The following is a 15,902-nucleotide window of genomic DNA, read 5'->3' as shown; positions in this document are numbered from 1 at the left end:
GTCTCCGTGCCCGCGCCGAGTTCGCACCACCCCGGCCGACATCGCACCGTCAGGCGGTGCGATCTCAGCGTCGCGCGTGCGAGCTCAGTACCTTCCGAGTGCCGTCCACAGGGCCGACGCATGCTCTCACGTTGTCCGCCAGGGTGCAGGCATGCCCGAACTGCCGACGCCGCCCGAACTGCCGCGCACCTACCTCACCGGTGAACTGACCGCGCCTGTACTGGCACGAATGATCGGAGCCGAACGACTGGTGCCTGTCCGCAAGGGAGCCTTCGTGGTGGTCGACCCGAAGGATCCGAGATGGCACCGCAAGCGCGTCTTGGCCCTGGGTAGGTGCGTGGCGGCAACGCGGCTCCTGAGCCGCGACCACGTGTTCAGCCACACCAGCGCGGCGCTCCTGCACGGCTGTGCACTCTGGGATGTCGATCCCCGGGTTCACCTGTTCCAGAGTGGCAACCCCAGCCCTGGTCACACCCGGAACCTGGTCCGGCACGTGGGTGCGATCGGCGAGTCCGAACGGACCATCGTGAACGGGCTGACCGTCACCACGCTCGAGCGCACCATCCTCGACTGCGCGCGGACGCTGCATCCGCGCGATGCGCTCGTGGTCGTGGACAGCGCGATGGGGATCCTTGTGAAACCGGACCGCACCGATCGCACGGGCACCGACAAGCGCACCGCAGAGTTGCGAGCGAGGCTGCTCCGCCTCCTCGACGAGCCCGGTATGCGCCGGGGGCGGCGTCAGGGACGCGTCGTGATCGCCCTCGCGGATCCGTATGCGGAGTCCCCGGGAGAGTCCGCGCTCCGGTGGATCGCACTTGCCCGCGGTCTGCCACCACCGGTCTGCCAGTCCGCCGTGCGAACCGATGCGGCGACGTACTACACCGACATGAGGTGGCGGTTCACGCTGACACGTCCGAACGGGACACAGCGGATCGTCACGATCCACGCCGAGTTCGACGGGCGGATCGAGTACCGCGGGACCGGGCCCGAGGCATCTCGGATCGTGACGGACGAGAAGGTCCGGGAGGACCGGATTCGGGCGACCAGGGCCGAGGTGGTCCGCGCGGTCTGGGAGGACCTCGCTCACACCGATCGGATGTTCGCTCGCCTCATCGATGCGCTGCCGATCTCGTTCGTGCACTCACTGCGCGCCCGGCCCGAGTTGCTCCGCCCGTGAGATCGCACCTCCGGCGCTGAGATCGCACCGTTCAATGGTGCGATCTCAGCCCGGCTGGTGCGATCTCAGCGCTGGGGGTGTGATCTCAGCCGCGGTGGGCGAGGGCGCCGAGCACGTCCCGGTTCAGGCGCGAGATGAGGTCGAGCTGGATGCCCTTCGGGCACGCGGCCGTGCACTCACCGATCTGGGTGCAGCCGCCGAAGCCCTCGAGGTCGGCCTGGGCGACCATGTCCAGCGCGCGGGAGTGCCGCTCCGGCTGGCCCTGCGGGAGCAGCCCGAGGTGGGTCACCTTCGCCGCGACGAACAGGGACGCGGATCCGTTCGGGCAGGCGGCCACGCAGGCGCCACAGCCGATGCAGGTGGCGGCGTCGAACGCGGCGTCCGCGTCCGCCTTCGGCACCGGTGCGGCGTGCGCGTCCGGCGCGGTCCCGGTGGGGGCGGTGATGAAGCCGCCGGCCTGGATGATCCGGTCGAACGCACCACGGTCGACGATCAGGTCCTTGATCACCGTGAACGGTTCGGCCCGCCACGGCTCCACGTCGATCACGTCGCCGTCGGAGAAGGAGCGCATGTGCAGCTGGCAGGTGGTGACCCGTTCCTTCGGACCGTGCGCCAGGCCGTTGATGACCAGGCCGCACATCCCACAGATGCCCTCCCGGCAGTCGCTGTCGAACGCGATCGGATCCTCGCCCGAGATGGTGAGGTTCTCGTTGAGAACGTCCAGCATCTCCAGGAAGGACATGTCCGGGGAGACGTCGGTGACCTGGTAGGTCTGCATCTGACCGGTGTCGTCGCTGTTGCGCTGACGCCACACCCGCAACGTGATGTTCACTTGTAGCTCCGCTGCTTCATCTCGATCGCTTCATAGATCAGGTCTTCCTTGTGCAATACCGGCGAGCCACCATCGCCGCCGAACTCCCACGCCGCCACGTAGGCGAAGTTCTCGTCGTCACGCAACGCCTCGCCGTCGGGCGTCTGGTGCTCCGCCCGGAAGTGGCCGCCGCAGGACTCCTCGCGGTGCAGGGCGTCGATGCACATCAGCTCGCCGAGCTCGAAGAAGTCGGCCACCCGGCCGGCCCGCTCCAGCGTCTGGTTGAGCTCCTCATTGGTACCGGTGACCCGGACGTTCGTCCAGAACTCCTCGCGCAGCGCGCGGATCAGCCCGATCGCCTTGGTCAGGCCCTCGGCCGTGCGCTCCATCCCGCAGTACTCCCACATGATGTGGCCGAGCTCCTTGTGGAAGGAGTCGACCGTGCGGGTGCCGTTGATGGCCAGCAGCCGCTGGACTCGCTCGCGGACCGCGTCGGTGACCTCGACCGCCGCCGGGTGGGTGGCGTCCGCGGCCTCGAACGGGGCGTCCGCGAGGTAGTTCGCGATGGTGCTCGGGAGCACGAAGTAGCCGTCGGACAGGCCCTGCATCAGGGCACTGGCCCCGAGACGGTTCGCACCGTGGTCGGAGAAGTTCGCCTCGCCGATCACGAACAGCCCGGGGATCGTGGACTCCAGGTCGTAGTCGACCCAGAGCCCGCCCATCGTGTAGTGCACGGCCGGGTAGATCCGCATCGGCGTGACGTAGGGGTCCTCGCCGGTGATCTGCGCGTACATCTCGAACAGGTTGCCGTACTTGGCCTCGACGGCCTTGCGGCCGAGCCGGGTGATCGCCTCGGCGAAGTCGAGGTAGACCCCGCGTCCGCCGGGGCCGACGCCGCGGCCCTCGTCGCAGACCTGCTTGGCGGCCCGCGACGCCACGTCCCGGGGCACCAGGTTGCCGAACGCCGGGTAGCGGCGCTCGAGGTAGTAGTCGCGCTCGGCCTCGGGGATCTCCCGGGCGTCGCGGTTGTCGCCGGCCTCCATCGGCACCCAGATCCGGCCGTCGTTGCGCAGCGACTCGCTCATCAGGGTGAGCTTGGACTGGTACTCCCCCGACACCGGGATGCAGGTGGGGTGGATCTGCGTGTAGCAGGGGTTCCCGAAGTAGGCGCCCTTGCGGTGTGCCCGCCACGTCGCGGTGACGTTGCAGCCCATCGCGTTCGTGGACAGGAAGAACACGTTGCCGTAGCCGCCGGTGCCGAGCACCACGACGTCGGCCATGTGGGTCTCGATCTCGCCCGAGACCATGTCCCGGACCACGATCCCGCGAGCGCGGCCCTCGACGATGATCAGGTCGAGCATCTCGTGGCGGGTGTACATCTCGACGCTACCGGCGCCGATCTGGCGCTCGAGGGCCTGGTAGGCGCCGAGCAGGAGCTGCTGGCCGGTCTGCCCCCGGGCGTAGAACGTGCGGGACACCTGCACGCCACCGAAGGACCGGTTGTCAAGGAGCCCGCCGTACTCGCGGGCGAACGGGACGCCCTGCGCGACGCACTGGTCGATGATCTCGACGCTGACCTGGGAGAGCCGGTACACGTTGGACTCGCGGGAGCGGTAGTCGCCGCCCTTGACCGTGTCGTAGAAGAGCCGGTGGACGCTGTCGCCGTCGTTGCGATAGTTCTTCGCGGCGTTGATGCCACCCTGCGCAGCGATACTGTGCGCGCGGCGCGGGGAGTCCTGGTAGCAGAAGTTCTTGACGTGGTAGCCGGCCTCACCGAGCGTGGCAGCGGCAGCGCCGCCGGCGAGCCCGGTCCCGACGATGATGACCGAGCGCTTGCGGCGGTTGGTCGGGTTGACCAGCTTCGCCTGGAACCGGCGCTCGTCCCACATCAGGTTGACCGGGACGGCCGGCGCCTTGGTGTCCGCGAGCGGTTCACCGACGGTGAAGAACTGGGTGTCGCTGACGCTGCTCAAATCAACCAACCAATCCGAAGAGAACGGCGAAGGGCGGGATCAGGAAGCCCACCACGATCACGGCCGCGACGACGACCGCGATGATGTTCAGGTTCTTGCGGCGCTTCGCGCTCGTGTTCGCCCCGAGCGTCGCCATCGCAGCCCAGATCCCGTGCCGCAGGTGGAACGCGAGCGCGATCAGCGCGATCGTGTAACTGAGCACCACCCACCAGATGCTGAACCCGTTGACGACCCGCTCGAACGGGCTGTCCGAGGCACCGCCGAGCGCGATCGTGTTCGTGGTCAGGTGCAGCAGGTGGTAGATGACGAACAGCAGGATCGTCACGCCACCCCAGCGGAGCGTGAACGAGGCGTAGCTGCGTTGCGCACCGCGCGGTGCTTTCGAGCTGGCGTACCGGGCCCCGCCCTTGCCGCCGGTGGCCTTGCGCGCCCGTCGCCACAGCGTGATCGCGGAGACCGCGTGCACCACGATGGCGGCGAGCAGGACGATCCTGATGATCCAGAGCGCGCCCCCGTACGGGAGGATCGGCTCGCCGAGCTCGCGCAGGTGGTGGGAGTAGCTGTCGAAGACGTCCTGGCCTTCGAACACCTTCAGGTTCCCGTACATGTGAGCGAGCAGGAACAGCACGAGGATGATGCCGCTGATCGCCATGGCGACCTTCAACAGCGGTGTGGATCTCCACACCGATCCGGGCTTGGGGGATGAAGTCACCGTACGCGTTGCCACGGCGTCTAACTTAGCCCTTCCGGAGTGGCCGCGTGACACGCGGCGACGCGGAGGTGACGCGCCGTCAGGAATGTCACACCGCGGTCCTATGTTGGGAGCCATGGACAACAACGGCACACACATCGTTCTCGTTCCGGGCTTCTGGCTCGGCTCCTGGGCCTGGGACGACGTCGCCGGCCGGCTCCGCGCGCTGGGTCATCCGGTCACCGCCCTCACCTTGCCCGGCCTCGAGCCGGATGCCGCCGCCCGCGAGGACGTCCGCCTGGTCGACCAGACGCGCGCGATCGAGCGAGCGATCGACGCGGCCGGCCCGGCACGCGTGGTTCTCGTCGCGCACAGTGGTGCCGCCGTCCCCGCGACGGCCGCGCTCGACGCCCGGGTCGAGGCGGTCGCGCATGCCGTCTGGGTCGACACGGTGCCCGCTGTGGACGGCTATCGCATGAACGCCGGCCTCGAGGCTCCGGATTATCCGCTCTCCGCGGCCTGGGACGAGGAGTTCGAGCAGGGCTCGATGCGTGACCTGACCGACGCCCAGCTCGAGACGTTCCGGGAACGGGCCGTGCCCGAGCCGGCGGGTGTCCTGCGCGACCCGGTCCAGCTGACGGACCCGCGACGCCTGGACGTGCCCGGCACCGTGGTGTGCACCGCGTTCACCGCCGCCGAGTACCGCTCGTACGCCGAGCAGGGCATGTCCTTCCTCGCCGGCCTGCTCGAGTTCCGCGCCCTGGACCTCGTGGACCTGCCGACCGGCCACTGGCCCATGTGGAGCAGACCGGCCGAACTCGCCCAGCTCATCGCGGATCGCGCCTGACCGCCGTGCCCCGGCCCGCAAGTGCCCCGTCGATGAGCGTGATGTGCCAGCGGCCGAGATTGCTGGTGAACAGCGTGCTCCCCCGGAACACGAGATTCGTCGGGTGGCACAGCAGGTGGGCGGTCGGGTCGGCGGCCACCGTCGTGACCGTGCCGTCGGCGGTGTCCACGCGGAGCACCTGGGACGGTTCGTAGCAGCCGACGTACAAGCCGCCGTCCGGACCAACCGTGACGCCGTCGGGCAGTGCTCCCGGCAGGTACGCCAGGAGTTCGGGGCTCCCGGGTGCACCGTCCGTCCCGATCGGGATCCGGGTGATCGCGGACGCGAACGTCTCCGCGACGTACAGGTCCCGGCCCGACGGCGTCAGCGCCAGTCCGTTCGCGAAGTCCAGTTCGCCGTCGTACCACAGACCCCCGGTGCCGTCCGGAGCGAACCGGTACACGCCCGGGCCTGGCGCGCCCTGTGTGCCGGAGTCGGAAACATAGATGGTGCCGTCGACGGCGACGGCGATCGCGTTCGGGGTCACGAACGGCCGGTCGCCGCCGCGGGAGAACACCTCGACAGCGCGGCTGGCCACGTCGAGGCGATGCACCGCGCGCGCCTTCAGGTCGCACGCGTAGAGCACGTCGCCGCCCGGGGCGAAGCTCACGCCGAGGATGAACCCGCCGGTGTTCGCGACCACCTCGAGTGAATCGCCGTCGGGATCGATCCGGTAGAGCTGGCCGGCCTCGCCGCCGCACCAGATGCTCCCGTCGGGATGCACCGCGATCCCCTCCGGGTGATCGAGTTGCGGGTCCGTCAGGGTCCCGTCGTGGAACACGCGCACCGTTGCCATGGCCTCACACCTCCTCGTCGCCGCGCAGTCGCAGTCAGCCGGGTTCGAACATGGTGGCCTCGATCGTGGCGGTCCGGCTCTCGCCACCGGCGAGGTGCAGCAGTTCCTCCTCGCGCGCCCCGGCGATGCCGTGACCCGGGATGGTGCTGGCCGGCTCGATGGCGCACACGTATGCCTCGCGCCACCACGGGTGCCCGGGGCTCGCGTGCAGCTCCTGCCAGAACCACGCGTGCGGCCAGACGGTCTCGTCCCAGGACAGCCGCACGCCCAGACCGAGGCTGGCGTTCGTGATTTCGGCCCAGGCGCCGTCGGTCCCGAGGTCGGTCAGGTACCCGAAGGTGGCGACCCGCTCGTCGTGCCCGGGCACGATGGACAGGTCCCGGGCCGACCCGTCGGCCGCGACGGCCAACGGCCACGCCCCGGACGCTCCCGCCGACAGGTGGGTGCCCGGGGACTTCGCGTCGGCGAGGAACGTCCGGGCGCCCGTGGTGATCCGCGCACCGTCGGCCAGGAGCGGCGCCCCGAACGCCGGATGGTGCGACCACATCACCCCGATCGGGTCCGGCCCGGTGTTCTCACAGGTCTCGGTGATCGAGACACCTGCGCCGTCCAGCCGGATGGTCCGCTGCAGCCGCAGTGGAGCGGCAGTGAGCCTGGTCCGCGCCGTCAGCCACGCGGCCTGCCCATCGGTCCCGGTCCCGGTGACCTGCCACGGGATCCGGGACGCCTCCCCGTGGAACCCCCAGGTGCCCCCGCCCGGCGCGGGCGAGGCGGCGCCTCCGTTCGGGCAGAGCACCTGCCACCCGCCGGGGTAGCGTTCGAGCCACTCTGGCTCGTCGGCGGCGTTCCAGGCCCCGCTCGCCCGAGGCGGAATGCCCCACGGCGCCCGGAACAGCACGTCCACCCCGGTCCGGGCGTCCACGAACGAGACGAGGTCGCAGCCCTTCTCGGGCAGCACGGTCAGGCTCGCCGCGTGGGTGCGCAGTTCCAGTGCCGGCCACCCGCCGTCGAGGGCCGCCGCCGCAACCCCTGCTGCCCCGGTCATCGTCGTCAGCTCCTGCGCACCTGGCCGTCGACCACGTCGTAGCTGATGCCGCCGACGCGCAGCCCCCGCAACGCGGCACCTGGGTCGAGCCCGTCCACGCAGCCGTTCGCCGTCACCGTGCCGTCCCAGTCCACGTGGACGCCGAAGATCCCGGAGATCACCAGTTCCACCCAGGACCCGGCCGAGGAGCAGGACCAGTCGATCAGGTACGGGAACTGGGGCGGGGTCTTGCGTGCTCCCCCGTTGACCGGTTCGGCCGCCTCCTCGACGAAGTGCGCCTGCCCGGGCGGGCCCTGGTTCGCCGACCGGGCCAGACCTGGCAGCCACTCCAGCACCACCTCGGGGTGGCCGAGGGCGATCGCGGACCGCGCGGCGTCCGGCGGCCAGGCCGGGTAGGCGCCGTTCCACTGATGGTCGGCGCGAAGCGAGTAGCCGGCGTCCGCGTCGTACGGTGAGAGGGCGCGCATCCAGGACGGCGTCCGCAGCTCCTGCGTGAAGAACCGCACCATCTCGTCCCGGGTGCTGGCCGGCAGGTCCGCGGCGATGGTGGTGCCCACGGTGGCGAAGTCGTAGCAGTGCCGGGTCGGGGTGAGCGACCCATCGGGTTGGCGGGCGTGGTAGAACCCTGCGCCGGGGATGTAGAGGTCCTTGACCAGGGCGACGAGCTCGTCGGCCTCGGCCCGCAGCGTCGCCGCCTCGCCCGGGGCGCCCTCGAGGTCGGCGAGCCCGGCCGCGGTGCGCAGGCACCACACGTTCGCGGCGTTCAGGCTCGCGACCTCGTGGACGTAGGAGCTCACGCACTCGAGCAGGTTGTCGATCTCCCCGTAGTCGGCGAGGCCACTGGTGGAGCGGATCCGGTGCCAGGCCCGCGACCACGCCCGGACGTCGTCGGCGAGCCGCTGCGTGACTCCGTCGGCAGTGGTCAGCGACTCCTCGAGGAAGTCACGGTCCCCGGTGAATGCGACGTAGTCGCGCACGAGCCGGGTCATCGCGTAGTGGTTGACCGAGTACCAGTACCCGACCGGCCCGCCGGTGAGCCACTCGGTGCCGAAGTGCTTGTCGATGTCCAGTCCCACCCAGTGCGCGATCTGCCGGCGCATCACCCCCGGGTCGAGCAGGGCGTGCACCTGGGAGGACAGCGAGTAGTCCCAGATGAACGTCGTGGTCTGCCAGTACCGGGGCATGAGCGTGTCGTAGGTGCGGCCGAGCACCGACGCCGGGTTGTCCCGTTTGAACCACAGCACGCCGACGGCGCCCCACCAGTACAGCCGTCGTAGCGCCTCGTCGTCGGTCTCCAGGACCGGTAGAGCGCCGCCGAACTCGTCGTCGTCGGGATCGAACATGGCGGCGATCTGCCGGTCCCACTCGACCTCACTCGCCCGCGCCGCATCGGGCAGGCCGGCCACGAGGCGGTCCGCGACCAGCGCCGCCTCCGCCGGCTCGGCCGCGACGGCGTGGACGAAACCGAAGGCCACCGTCGCGCCCGCGGCCACCTCGAGCACCGCCTCGACGACGTGCGCCGGGCCCTCCAGCAGGCGTGCGCCGTCGGGCCGGACGAGCTCCTGGACCGCCGTGGCGCTGCCGTCGGTGCCGATCACCCGGGCGCCGGCCCGGGTGATGGTGTTCGGGGCCTGCGGCGGCTCGGCCGAGCGCCACGGTCCGGCCTGCTTCGTCACGGTCGAGGCCAGCCACAGGCCGAGCCGCAGGTCCCGGTCGGCGCCGGTGGTCTCGGTGACCTCGATGCTCACGCTCACGCCGGGCTCACCGGGCGGGCACACGGTGACCGTGGTGATCTCCCAGCCGTCGATCGTGGTGGCGCGCTCGACCCGGTCCGGGCGCCAGCGCACGCTCACGGCAGCGCCGAAGGACCGGGCGAGGCGGCCACCGAGGTAGAGCTGGCCGGAGATCGAGTCCCCCTGGGAGACCGGCGGGACGTTCAGGCTCCGGACGGCGACGACGTCGTGGTCCACCTGGGCGACGGCCCAGTGGTTGGTCAGGCCGGGCGGGTTGACCATGTCGTCGAAGGCATCGACGACGACGTCGCTGGCGAGGTCGGCGCAGGTCGGGACGAGGTGGTGGGTCACGGCTGTCCTTGGTTCGGGTGCTGGTCGGGTGGCAGGTGCTGGTCGGCCGCGGCCGGCCCGAGGTGTTCGGCGAGCCAGGCGGCCAGGTGCGCGTCGTCGTGCGCGCCGCCCGCCTCGTGGCCGCCGTAGGGCCAGGTGCGGATCTCGGGGGCGACCGCCTCGATGGCGTTGATCGCGCCGAAGATGCCCGACGGCGGGCAGATCGGGTCCGCGAGCCCCACGGAGATCCAGGTGGGGCAGCGCAGCCGAGGGGCGAGGAAGGAGAGGTCGACATGATCGAGCAACGCGAGGACCTCCTCGGCGCGGGTGCGATGCACGGACAGGTAGCGCGCCAGGTCCCCGTAGGGCTCGGCATCGGTGACCTCCAGGGCGCGGGCGATCCCGCACAGGAACGGCGCCCGGGCACCGACGGCGGCCACGGCCGGGTTCAGCGCAGCCGCGGCCAGCGCGAGCGCGCCGCCCTGGCTGTGCCCGAGCGTGGCGATCCGGCTCGGGTCCGCGCCGGGCAGGCGGGCGGCGGCGTCGACGGCGAGCACGGCATCGGTGAGGAGGCGGCGGTAGTAGAGGTGGTCGGGGTGGTCGACGCCCTTGGTGAGCAGGCCGACGCCGCCCCCGGCGGAGCCGTGCGGGTCCGGGGTATCGCCGGTGTTCCAGATGCTGCCCTGGCCGCGGCTGTCCACGACGAGCTGGGCGAACCCGTGGCTGGCCCAGGTCAGGCGCTCATGGGGCAGACCCCGGCCGCCGCCGTACCCGAGGAACTCGACCACGACCGGAAGGCTGCCGGTGCCGCCTCGGCCGTTTGTATCCGCGTCAGCGACGCCGTCCATGCCCGCGCCAGCGACGCCTTCGGGCAGTGCGCCAGCGACGCCGTCGGGCAGCGCGTCACCGACGCCGTCGGGCAGTACCGGCACCAGCCACCAGGCCCGGACGTCCTCGCCGGCGAACCCGGGAAACGTGACGTCGTAGCAGGTGACCGTGCGCAGGCCGACGTCGACGCGGTCGGCTCGCACCGGCCCGGCTGCGGCACGGGACTGCGCCAGGGTCCGGTCCCAGTACTCGCCCAGGCCAGGCGGCGCCGGCCGCGGGTTCCGATAGGTCCGCAACTGCTCGATCGGCAGGTCGACCTGCACCATCAGAGCGTCCCGTCGCCGGCGAACGCGAGGTTGTTGGCCCCGCAGCCTCCGGCGGAGCCAACGATGTCGCGTTCGGCGTCGATGATCAGGCGGGCCATCGGGCGTACTCCGCGGCGAGGGCCTCCGGGATGCCTTCGACGGTGTGGTCGGCGAAGGAGGTGTTCGGCAGCAGCGGGTACCAGTCCGGGCGGCCCGGGTCACGGTCGTAGGTGTACCCGCCCAGCTCGCGGTAGAGCTCGGCGTACTCGGCGACCTTGTCCCGGTCGAGGGTGACGCCGAGACCGGGCGCCGTGGGCACGGCCATCTTCCCGTCGACGTAGGGTCGCAACCCGCCGGTGACGATGTCATCGGTGAGGTGGTGGTAGTGCGCGTCGGCGGCGAACACCAGGTTCGGTACGACCGCACCCAGGTGCAGCATGGTCGCGAGCTGGATGCCCAGTTCCCCGGAGGAGTGCACGGCGACCCCGAGGGAGAACGCCTCGCAGATCCCGGCGGCCCGGATGCACGGCCGGATCCCACCCCAGAACGTGGTGTCCAGCAGGATCACATCCACGGCGGGGTTGAGGATGTTCGCCGCGAGCTGCTCGAAGTTCACGACCACCGTGTTCGTGGCGAGCGGGACGTGGGTGTTCTCCCGGACCCGGCGCATCCCGGTGAGGGAGTAGACGGGGTCCTCGAGGTAGTCGTTGGGCAGGTCCTCGATCGCCTTCGCGAACCGGATCGACTCCTCCACGCTGAGCGCACCGTTCGGGTCGTACCGGAACCGGTCCGCCGGGAGTGCCTCGGCGAGCGCCCGGTAGCCGGCCAGCTCGAAGTCGGTGTCGAACACCCCGGCCTTGAGCTTGTGCACCCGGAACCCGTGCTTGGCCTTGAGTGCCTTCGCCTCGTCGACGAGCTGGTCGATCGTGCGGACCTCGCCGCTCCCGTCGCGCCCCGGATACCGGTAGAACAGGTAGGACGCGAACTCGACCTCGTCGCGGACCTTCCCGCCGAGCAGGTCGTGCACCGGCAGGCCGACGTGCTGGCCGAGGAGGTCCAGGCACGCGAACTCGACGGCCGCGAGGAGCTGGGTGCGATTGTTGTACAGGCTCGCCGTCGGGTTCGCGATCATGAACCTGAGCGCCTCGACGTTCGCGGGGTCGTGGCCCACCAGGTAGGGCTTGAGGGCGTCGATGGCGGCCTCCGAACTCTGCCCGCCGCCGCCCATCTCGCCGAGGCCGATCAGTCCGTTGCTCGCCTCGATCTCCACGATGGTGCGCACGAACCGGCCCCAGTGGGCGCCGTTCGAGTGTCGCAACGGCGCCTCCAGCGGCACCGTCACGGTGGTCGCCCGGATGTCGACGATCCTGAGGTCGCTCACTGGTCCTCCTCCGGCAGGGCGACGGCGTTGCCCGCGGTGAGGCCGCCGTCGACCTTGATATCGGCACCGGTCACGAACGATGACCGGTCACTGAGCAGGTAGGCCACCACGTCCGCGACCTCCCCGGCACGGGCGACCCGTCCGAGGGGGTGCGAGCGGCCCCACTCGGCGACGATCGCGTCCACCTGTTCCGGGCCGTCCGCGTGCAGGCCCGCGGCCCAGCGCAGCATCGGGGTGTCCACCGATCCCGGACACACGGCGTTGACCCGGATCCCCTCGCGTGCATGGTCGACGGCCATGGCGCGGGTCAGGGACAACAGCGCCCCCTTGGTGGCCGCGTAGGCCGCGACGCCGTGCTGGGCGACGTATGCCTGGACCGAGGAGATCAGCACGATACCCCCGCCGCCGCGGGAGCGGATCTGCGGCACGGCCAGGTGCGCGGCCAGGAACGCGCCCCGCACGTTCACGGCCATCACCCGGTCGTAGGTCGCCATCGCGGTGGCGTCCACCGTGCCGTAGGTCTGGATGCCGGCCGCGCAGACGAGGCCGCCCACGCCGCCGTCGGCCGCGATGGCCTCGAACGCGGCTGTCATGGCGTCCTCGTCGGTGACGTCCACGCGGACCCCGACGATCTCCCCCGAGCCGTGCGGCTGCTCCAGTCGCGCGAGGGCGTCGGCGTCGGTGTCGAGCGCGTACACCCGCGCGCCGTCACCGGCCAGGCGCGCTACGACGGCGCCCCCGATCCCCGCTGCTCCCCCGGTGACCGCGACCACGGAGGGTGACCCTCCGCCGTCGGCGGCCTCGATCGGTGTTGTCATCTCAGGGTTCCGCCTTTCTCAGAACTGGCCGAGGGACAGGCCCCGGGTGAAGGCGCGCTGCGTGGCCAGGAACAGGATCACGGTTGGCAGCGAGACGAGCAGCCCGCCGGCGAGCACCGTGGACATCGCCGATCCCCCGTAGGTGCTCTGCAACGCGGACAAGGCCGTGATCACCGGGCGGATCTCCGAGGACTGGGTCAGGGTCAGGCCCAGCAGCAGGTCGTTCCAGATGAAGGTGGCCTGCAGGATGAAGATCGCAATCAGGGCACTGGTGGACATCGGCAGGTAGATCCGCCAGAAGATCCGCCAGGTGGACGCACCGTCCATGACCGCGGCCTCGAACACCTGGTGCGCGATGCCGGTGAAGAAGTTGCGCATCACGAACGCCGAGAACGGGGTGGCGATCACGGTGTACACGAGGATCATGCCGACCCTGGTGTTGAACAGACCGGTCTGGGCGTACCCGACGAAGAGCGGCATCAGGATCATCTGCAGCGGGAAGATCGTGCTGGCGAAGATGACCACGAACCAGAAGAAGCCGTTCCGCAGCCGCAGTGCCACGATGGCGAACCCGGCGGCGGCGCCGATGATCACGGCGATGATCGGGGACACGATGGCGTAGACGGCCGTCGAGACGATGCCCTGGGACAATCGGCCGCGATCCCAGGCGTCGGCCATGTTCGTGAAGAGGGCGCCGAGGTTGCCCGGTTCCCACAGCCCGTACGTGCCGAACTCCGCGGGCAGCTTCGAGGCGTTCGCGAGGAGCAGGTAGACCGGCACCAGCCAGAGGAGGCCGAGGACCGCGAGGACGATCTTGCGTGCGAGCATCGCGGCCTCCTCAGATCGACCTGGAGTCGGCGAGCTGCCGGCGCAGGTAGAGGATGGAGGCGAGCACCGTGACCACGGTCAGGAACAGCGCCACCGCCGCGCCCAGACCGTAGGCGTTGTTGATGAACGTCTCCTTGTACATGGTCAGGGCCAGCGTCTCCGAGACGCGGCCGGGGCCGCCCTTGGTCATGCCCCAGATGATGTCGAACGTCTTCAGGCTGCCCACGATGGACAGGCCGACCACCACGGTGGTGAGCGGGGCGAGCATCGGCCAGGTCATCGTGCGGAACAGCGTGAAGCCGCTGGCGCCGTCGACCCGGGCCGCCTCGAGAGGCTCCTTCGGGATGGACTGCAGGCCGATGCCGAACAGCAGCGCATTCACGCCGGCGCCCTGCCAGGTGGAGGCCCCGATCATCACGAACGTGTTCAGGGGTGCGTCGAGCAGCCAGCGCAGTTCCGAACCGGGCAGGTGCAGGAACACCAGCGCCTGGCTCAGCGCCCCGTTGGTCTGCAGCACGAAGGACCAGATGACGCCGACGGCCACCCCGGAGAGGGCGTACGGGATCAGGAACGGCAGCCGGAACAGCGTCGCGTTCGGCAGCCCGTGGCTGAGCACGGCGATCAGCAGCCCGAGTCCGACCGGCAGTGCGATCGTGCCGAGCACCCAGTAGAGGGTGTTGAGGACCGAGTTGAGGAACGCCGGGTCGGCGAACATGTCCCGGAAGTTCTCGATGCCGATGAACTCCGGGTCACCGAGGCCGTTGTACTCGGTGAAGCTGATGTAGGTGGTCCACAGGAACGGCAGGTAGAGCACAACGGCGACGAGCAGCACGCCGGGTGCCACGAAGCCGATGCTGGAGAGCCAGAACTGGTTCTTCGGTTTGCGCTGCGGGGCGAGTTCCGCTTGCCGCGCGGTGGGCAGGGACATGCGCACGCACCTCCTCTTTCAGGCGGGCCGGATCGTCGGTGGGGTCCGCGGCCGGGCTGGGGCGGCGGGCCCCACCGACAGGTCAGTTCTCGGCCCAGTACGCGTCCGCCTCGGCCTGGATCGCCTCCAGGACCGCCATCGGGTCACCGTTGTTCGTAACGAACGCCCCGAACTGCTCGGAGGCCACGGTGTAGATCGGGGTGGGGGTCGCCTCCAGGTAGCGGCGCAGCTGGAGGAAGCCGTCACCGTTGACCTCCTCGGTGATCGCCGCCAGGGCGGCGTCGGTCACCGTGGCGCCGGGGTTGAAGGAGACGTCACCACGGGACTCGCTCCATGCGGACTGGGCGTCGACGCCCATCCACCAGGCGCTGTAGTCCAGGGCTGCCGCCTCGTTCGCGCTGCCGGCACCCACGCACAGCGGGCCGGTCTCGACGACCACCGACGTGTCGCCCAGGTCGGCGCTGACGTTCGGCAGGGTGAAGATCCCGTAGTCGGTGTCGGAGACCATGCCGAGGTCGGTGAGCTGGCCGGTGAAGAACGTCCCGAAGTAGGCCATCGCGACCTCGCCGGTCTGGAGCAACGTCTGCGGGTCCGTGGTCACGCCCGGGTCGATGAAGAATCCGTCGGTCTGCATGTCGTGCCAGATGTTCATGGCCTCCACGACCACCGGGTCGGTGTAGCTGACGCTGCCGTCGGAGAGCCCGTTGTAGGCGTCGGGGTCCAGGCCCGCGAGGATCGCCTGGAACCAGACGAACTCGAAGATGATGTTCATCTGGTGCAGCGGCACCACGCCGTTGTCCACGAGGGTCTGCCCGACGTCCATGAACTCGTCCCATGTGGTCGGGACCTCGACGCCGTTCTCCTCGAAGACGGCCTTGTTGTAGTACATGACCCAGTAGACGACGTTCAGCGGCACGCAGTACTGCTCGCCGTCGTAGGTGTAGTTCTCCGCCAGCTCCTCGGTGACGTCGCCGTTCGCGATCGCGGCGTCCCAGATCTCGGTGGTCGGCGCGATGAGGCCCTCATCGACGAGCTGGGCCAGCGAGTCGCCCGTGTGCCAGGTGAACAGGTCAGGCTTGTCGTCCGTGCGGAACGACTGCTTGATGAAGGCGTCGTAGGCCGTCGGGTCGGAGTAGCCGGTGAACTCCAGCGTCGCGGTGACGCCCTCTGACGCGGCGTTCATGTCGTCGAAGGACGGCTCCCATGCGGCCTTGTCGGTGTAGAAGCTCAGGACGGCCTCGGTGGGGTCGCCACCATCACCACCGTCGCCGCCGTCCGTGCCGTCGCCGCCTCCGGAACACGCGGCCAGGGTCAGCGCGGCCGCAGTGAGCACGGCGGCCGCCAGGGTCGTCTTCTTCCTCATGGATAC

At 70.2% G+C, this 15,902-nt stretch carries 14 protein-coding genes; 2 read left to right on the top strand and 12 right to left on the bottom strand.

Annotation, left to right across the window (positions count from 1 at the left end; all coding sequences use genetic code 11):
• The first annotated feature begins 151 nt into the window (after positions 1-151).
• The gene (locus HALOF300_RS14355; protein ID WP_156741615.1) at positions 152-1,180 is read left to right on the top strand and encodes a hypothetical protein; all 1,029 of its coding nucleotides are present in this window, start codon (positions 152-154) and stop codon (positions 1,178-1,180) included.
• Between the two features lie 85 nt (positions 1,181-1,265).
• Here HALOF300_RS14355 and HALOF300_RS14350 read toward each other — a convergent pair whose 3' ends face one another.
• From HALOF300_RS14350 to HALOF300_RS14340, 3 genes are read right to left on the bottom strand one after another with little or no spacing between them, the layout of a single operon-like run.
• Complete coding sequence (locus tag HALOF300_RS14350) at positions 1,266-2,012, bottom strand: succinate dehydrogenase/fumarate reductase iron-sulfur subunit (RefSeq protein ID WP_156741614.1); 747 nt, start codon at positions 2,010-2,012, stop codon at positions 1,266-1,268.
• Positions 2,009-3,964: a fumarate reductase/succinate dehydrogenase flavoprotein subunit gene (locus tag HALOF300_RS14345; protein WP_156741613.1), complete on the bottom strand. Its 1,956-nt coding sequence runs from the start codon at positions 3,962-3,964 to the stop codon at positions 2,009-2,011. The genes HALOF300_RS14350 and HALOF300_RS14345 overlap by 4 nt, the downstream gene beginning before the upstream one ends.
• A gap of 1 nt (position 3,965) precedes the next feature.
• Positions 3,966-4,616 carry a succinate dehydrogenase cytochrome b subunit gene (locus HALOF300_RS14340; protein WP_156741612.1) on the bottom strand — a complete coding sequence of 217 codons (651 nt, stop codon included), beginning with the start codon at positions 4,614-4,616 and terminating at the stop codon, positions 3,966-3,968.
• 175 nt (positions 4,617-4,791) lie between these two features.
• On the opposite strand from HALOF300_RS14340, the gene HALOF300_RS14335 reads away from it, so the two are divergent.
• A complete protein-coding gene (locus HALOF300_RS14335) occupies positions 4,792-5,502 on the top strand; it encodes an alpha/beta fold hydrolase (RefSeq protein ID WP_156741611.1) in 711 nt (236 codons plus the stop codon).
• Here HALOF300_RS14335 and HALOF300_RS14330 read toward each other — a convergent pair.
• The 9 genes from HALOF300_RS14330 to HALOF300_RS14290 all read right to left on the bottom strand — a co-directional run bounded on the left by HALOF300_RS14330 (position 5,483) and on the right by HALOF300_RS14290 (position 15,896).
• Positions 5,483-6,337 carry an SMP-30/gluconolactonase/LRE family protein gene (locus tag HALOF300_RS14330; RefSeq protein WP_156741610.1) on the bottom strand — a complete coding sequence of 285 codons (855 nt, stop codon included), beginning with the start codon at positions 6,335-6,337 and terminating at the stop codon, positions 5,483-5,485. The two genes, HALOF300_RS14335 and HALOF300_RS14330, sit on opposite strands and share 20 nt — an antisense overlap.
• A 34-nt stretch (positions 6,338-6,371) precedes the next feature.
• Entirely contained in the window at positions 6,372-7,382 is a 1,011-nt protein-coding gene (locus HALOF300_RS14325) for an aldose 1-epimerase (protein WP_156741609.1), read from the bottom strand.
• 5 nt (positions 7,383-7,387) lie between these two features.
• Positions 7,388-9,466, bottom strand: coding sequence for a glucosidase family protein (locus HALOF300_RS14320; protein WP_156741608.1), 2,079 nt, complete (start codon positions 9,464-9,466; stop codon positions 7,388-7,390).
• Positions 9,463-10,599 carry an acetylxylan esterase gene (locus tag HALOF300_RS14315; protein WP_156741607.1) on the bottom strand — a complete coding sequence of 379 codons (1,137 nt, stop codon included), beginning with the start codon at positions 10,597-10,599 and terminating at the stop codon, positions 9,463-9,465. Before HALOF300_RS14315 ends, HALOF300_RS14320 begins: the two co-directional genes overlap by 4 nt.
• An 85-nt stretch (positions 10,600-10,684) precedes the next feature.
• Complete coding sequence (locus HALOF300_RS14310; RefSeq protein ID WP_156741606.1) at positions 10,685-11,959, bottom strand: enolase C-terminal domain-like protein; 1,275 nt, start codon at positions 11,957-11,959, stop codon at positions 10,685-10,687.
• The gene (locus tag HALOF300_RS14305) at positions 11,956-12,777 is read right to left on the bottom strand and encodes an SDR family NAD(P)-dependent oxidoreductase (RefSeq protein WP_156741605.1); all 822 of its coding nucleotides are present in this window, start codon (positions 12,775-12,777) and stop codon (positions 11,956-11,958) included. Before HALOF300_RS14305 ends, HALOF300_RS14310 begins: the two co-directional genes overlap by 4 nt.
• A gap of 18 nt (positions 12,778-12,795) precedes the next feature.
• Positions 12,796-13,605 carry a carbohydrate ABC transporter permease gene (locus HALOF300_RS14300; protein WP_156741604.1) on the bottom strand — a complete coding sequence of 270 codons (810 nt, stop codon included), beginning with the start codon at positions 13,603-13,605 and terminating at the stop codon, positions 12,796-12,798.
• A 10-nt stretch (positions 13,606-13,615) separates the two neighbouring features.
• Positions 13,616-14,533, bottom strand: coding sequence for a carbohydrate ABC transporter permease (locus HALOF300_RS14295; protein ID WP_156741603.1), 918 nt, complete (start codon positions 14,531-14,533; stop codon positions 13,616-13,618).
• 82 nt (positions 14,534-14,615) lie between these two features.
• Positions 14,616-15,896 (bottom strand): ABC transporter substrate-binding protein, encoded by a 1,281-nt coding sequence (locus HALOF300_RS14290; protein ID WP_156741602.1) that lies wholly within the window; start codon positions 15,894-15,896, stop codon positions 14,616-14,618.
• Positions 15,897-15,902 lie beyond the last annotated feature (6 nt).

This window comes from Occultella aeris, from assembly GCF_902703175.1.
Classification (GTDB): Bacteria; Actinomycetota; Actinomycetes; order Actinomycetales; family Beutenbergiaceae; genus Occultella; species Occultella aeris.
Note: the sequence above shows the minus strand (reverse complement) of the source record. Positions and strands in the feature narration are given on the sequence as shown.

Bases quoted from the DNA above. Each gene is read 5' to 3' on its own strand.
- HALOF300_RS14300 (WP_156741604.1), bottom strand. From the start codon at position 13,605: ATGCTCGCACGCAAGATCGTCCTCGCGGTCCTCGGCCTCCTCTGGCTG.
- HALOF300_RS14290 (WP_156741602.1), bottom strand. From the start codon at position 15,896: ATGAGGAAGAAGACGACCCTGGCGGCCGCCGTGCTCACTGCGGCCGCG.
- HALOF300_RS14355 (WP_156741615.1), top strand. From the start codon at position 152: ATGCCCGAACTGCCGACGCCGCCCGAACTGCCGCGCACCTACCTCACC.
- HALOF300_RS14330 (WP_156741610.1), bottom strand. From the start codon at position 6,337: ATGGCAACGGTGCGCGTGTTCCACGACGGGACCCTGACGGACCCGCAA.
- HALOF300_RS14340 (WP_156741612.1), bottom strand. From the start codon at position 4,616: ATGGCGATCAGCGGCATCATCCTCGTGCTGTTCCTGCTCGCTCACATG.
- HALOF300_RS14335 (WP_156741611.1), top strand. From the start codon at position 4,792: ATGGACAACAACGGCACACACATCGTTCTCGTTCCGGGCTTCTGGCTC.
- HALOF300_RS14325 (WP_156741609.1), bottom strand. From the start codon at position 7,382: ATGACCGGGGCAGCAGGGGTTGCGGCGGCGGCCCTCGACGGCGGGTGG.
- HALOF300_RS14295 (WP_156741603.1), bottom strand. From the start codon at position 14,533: ATGTCCCTGCCCACCGCGCGGCAAGCGGAACTCGCCCCGCAGCGCAAA.
- HALOF300_RS14305 (WP_156741605.1), bottom strand. From the start codon at position 12,777: ATGACAACACCGATCGAGGCCGCCGACGGCGGAGGGTCACCCTCCGTG.
- HALOF300_RS14315 (WP_156741607.1), bottom strand. From the start codon at position 10,599: ATGGTGCAGGTCGACCTGCCGATCGAGCAGTTGCGGACCTATCGGAAC.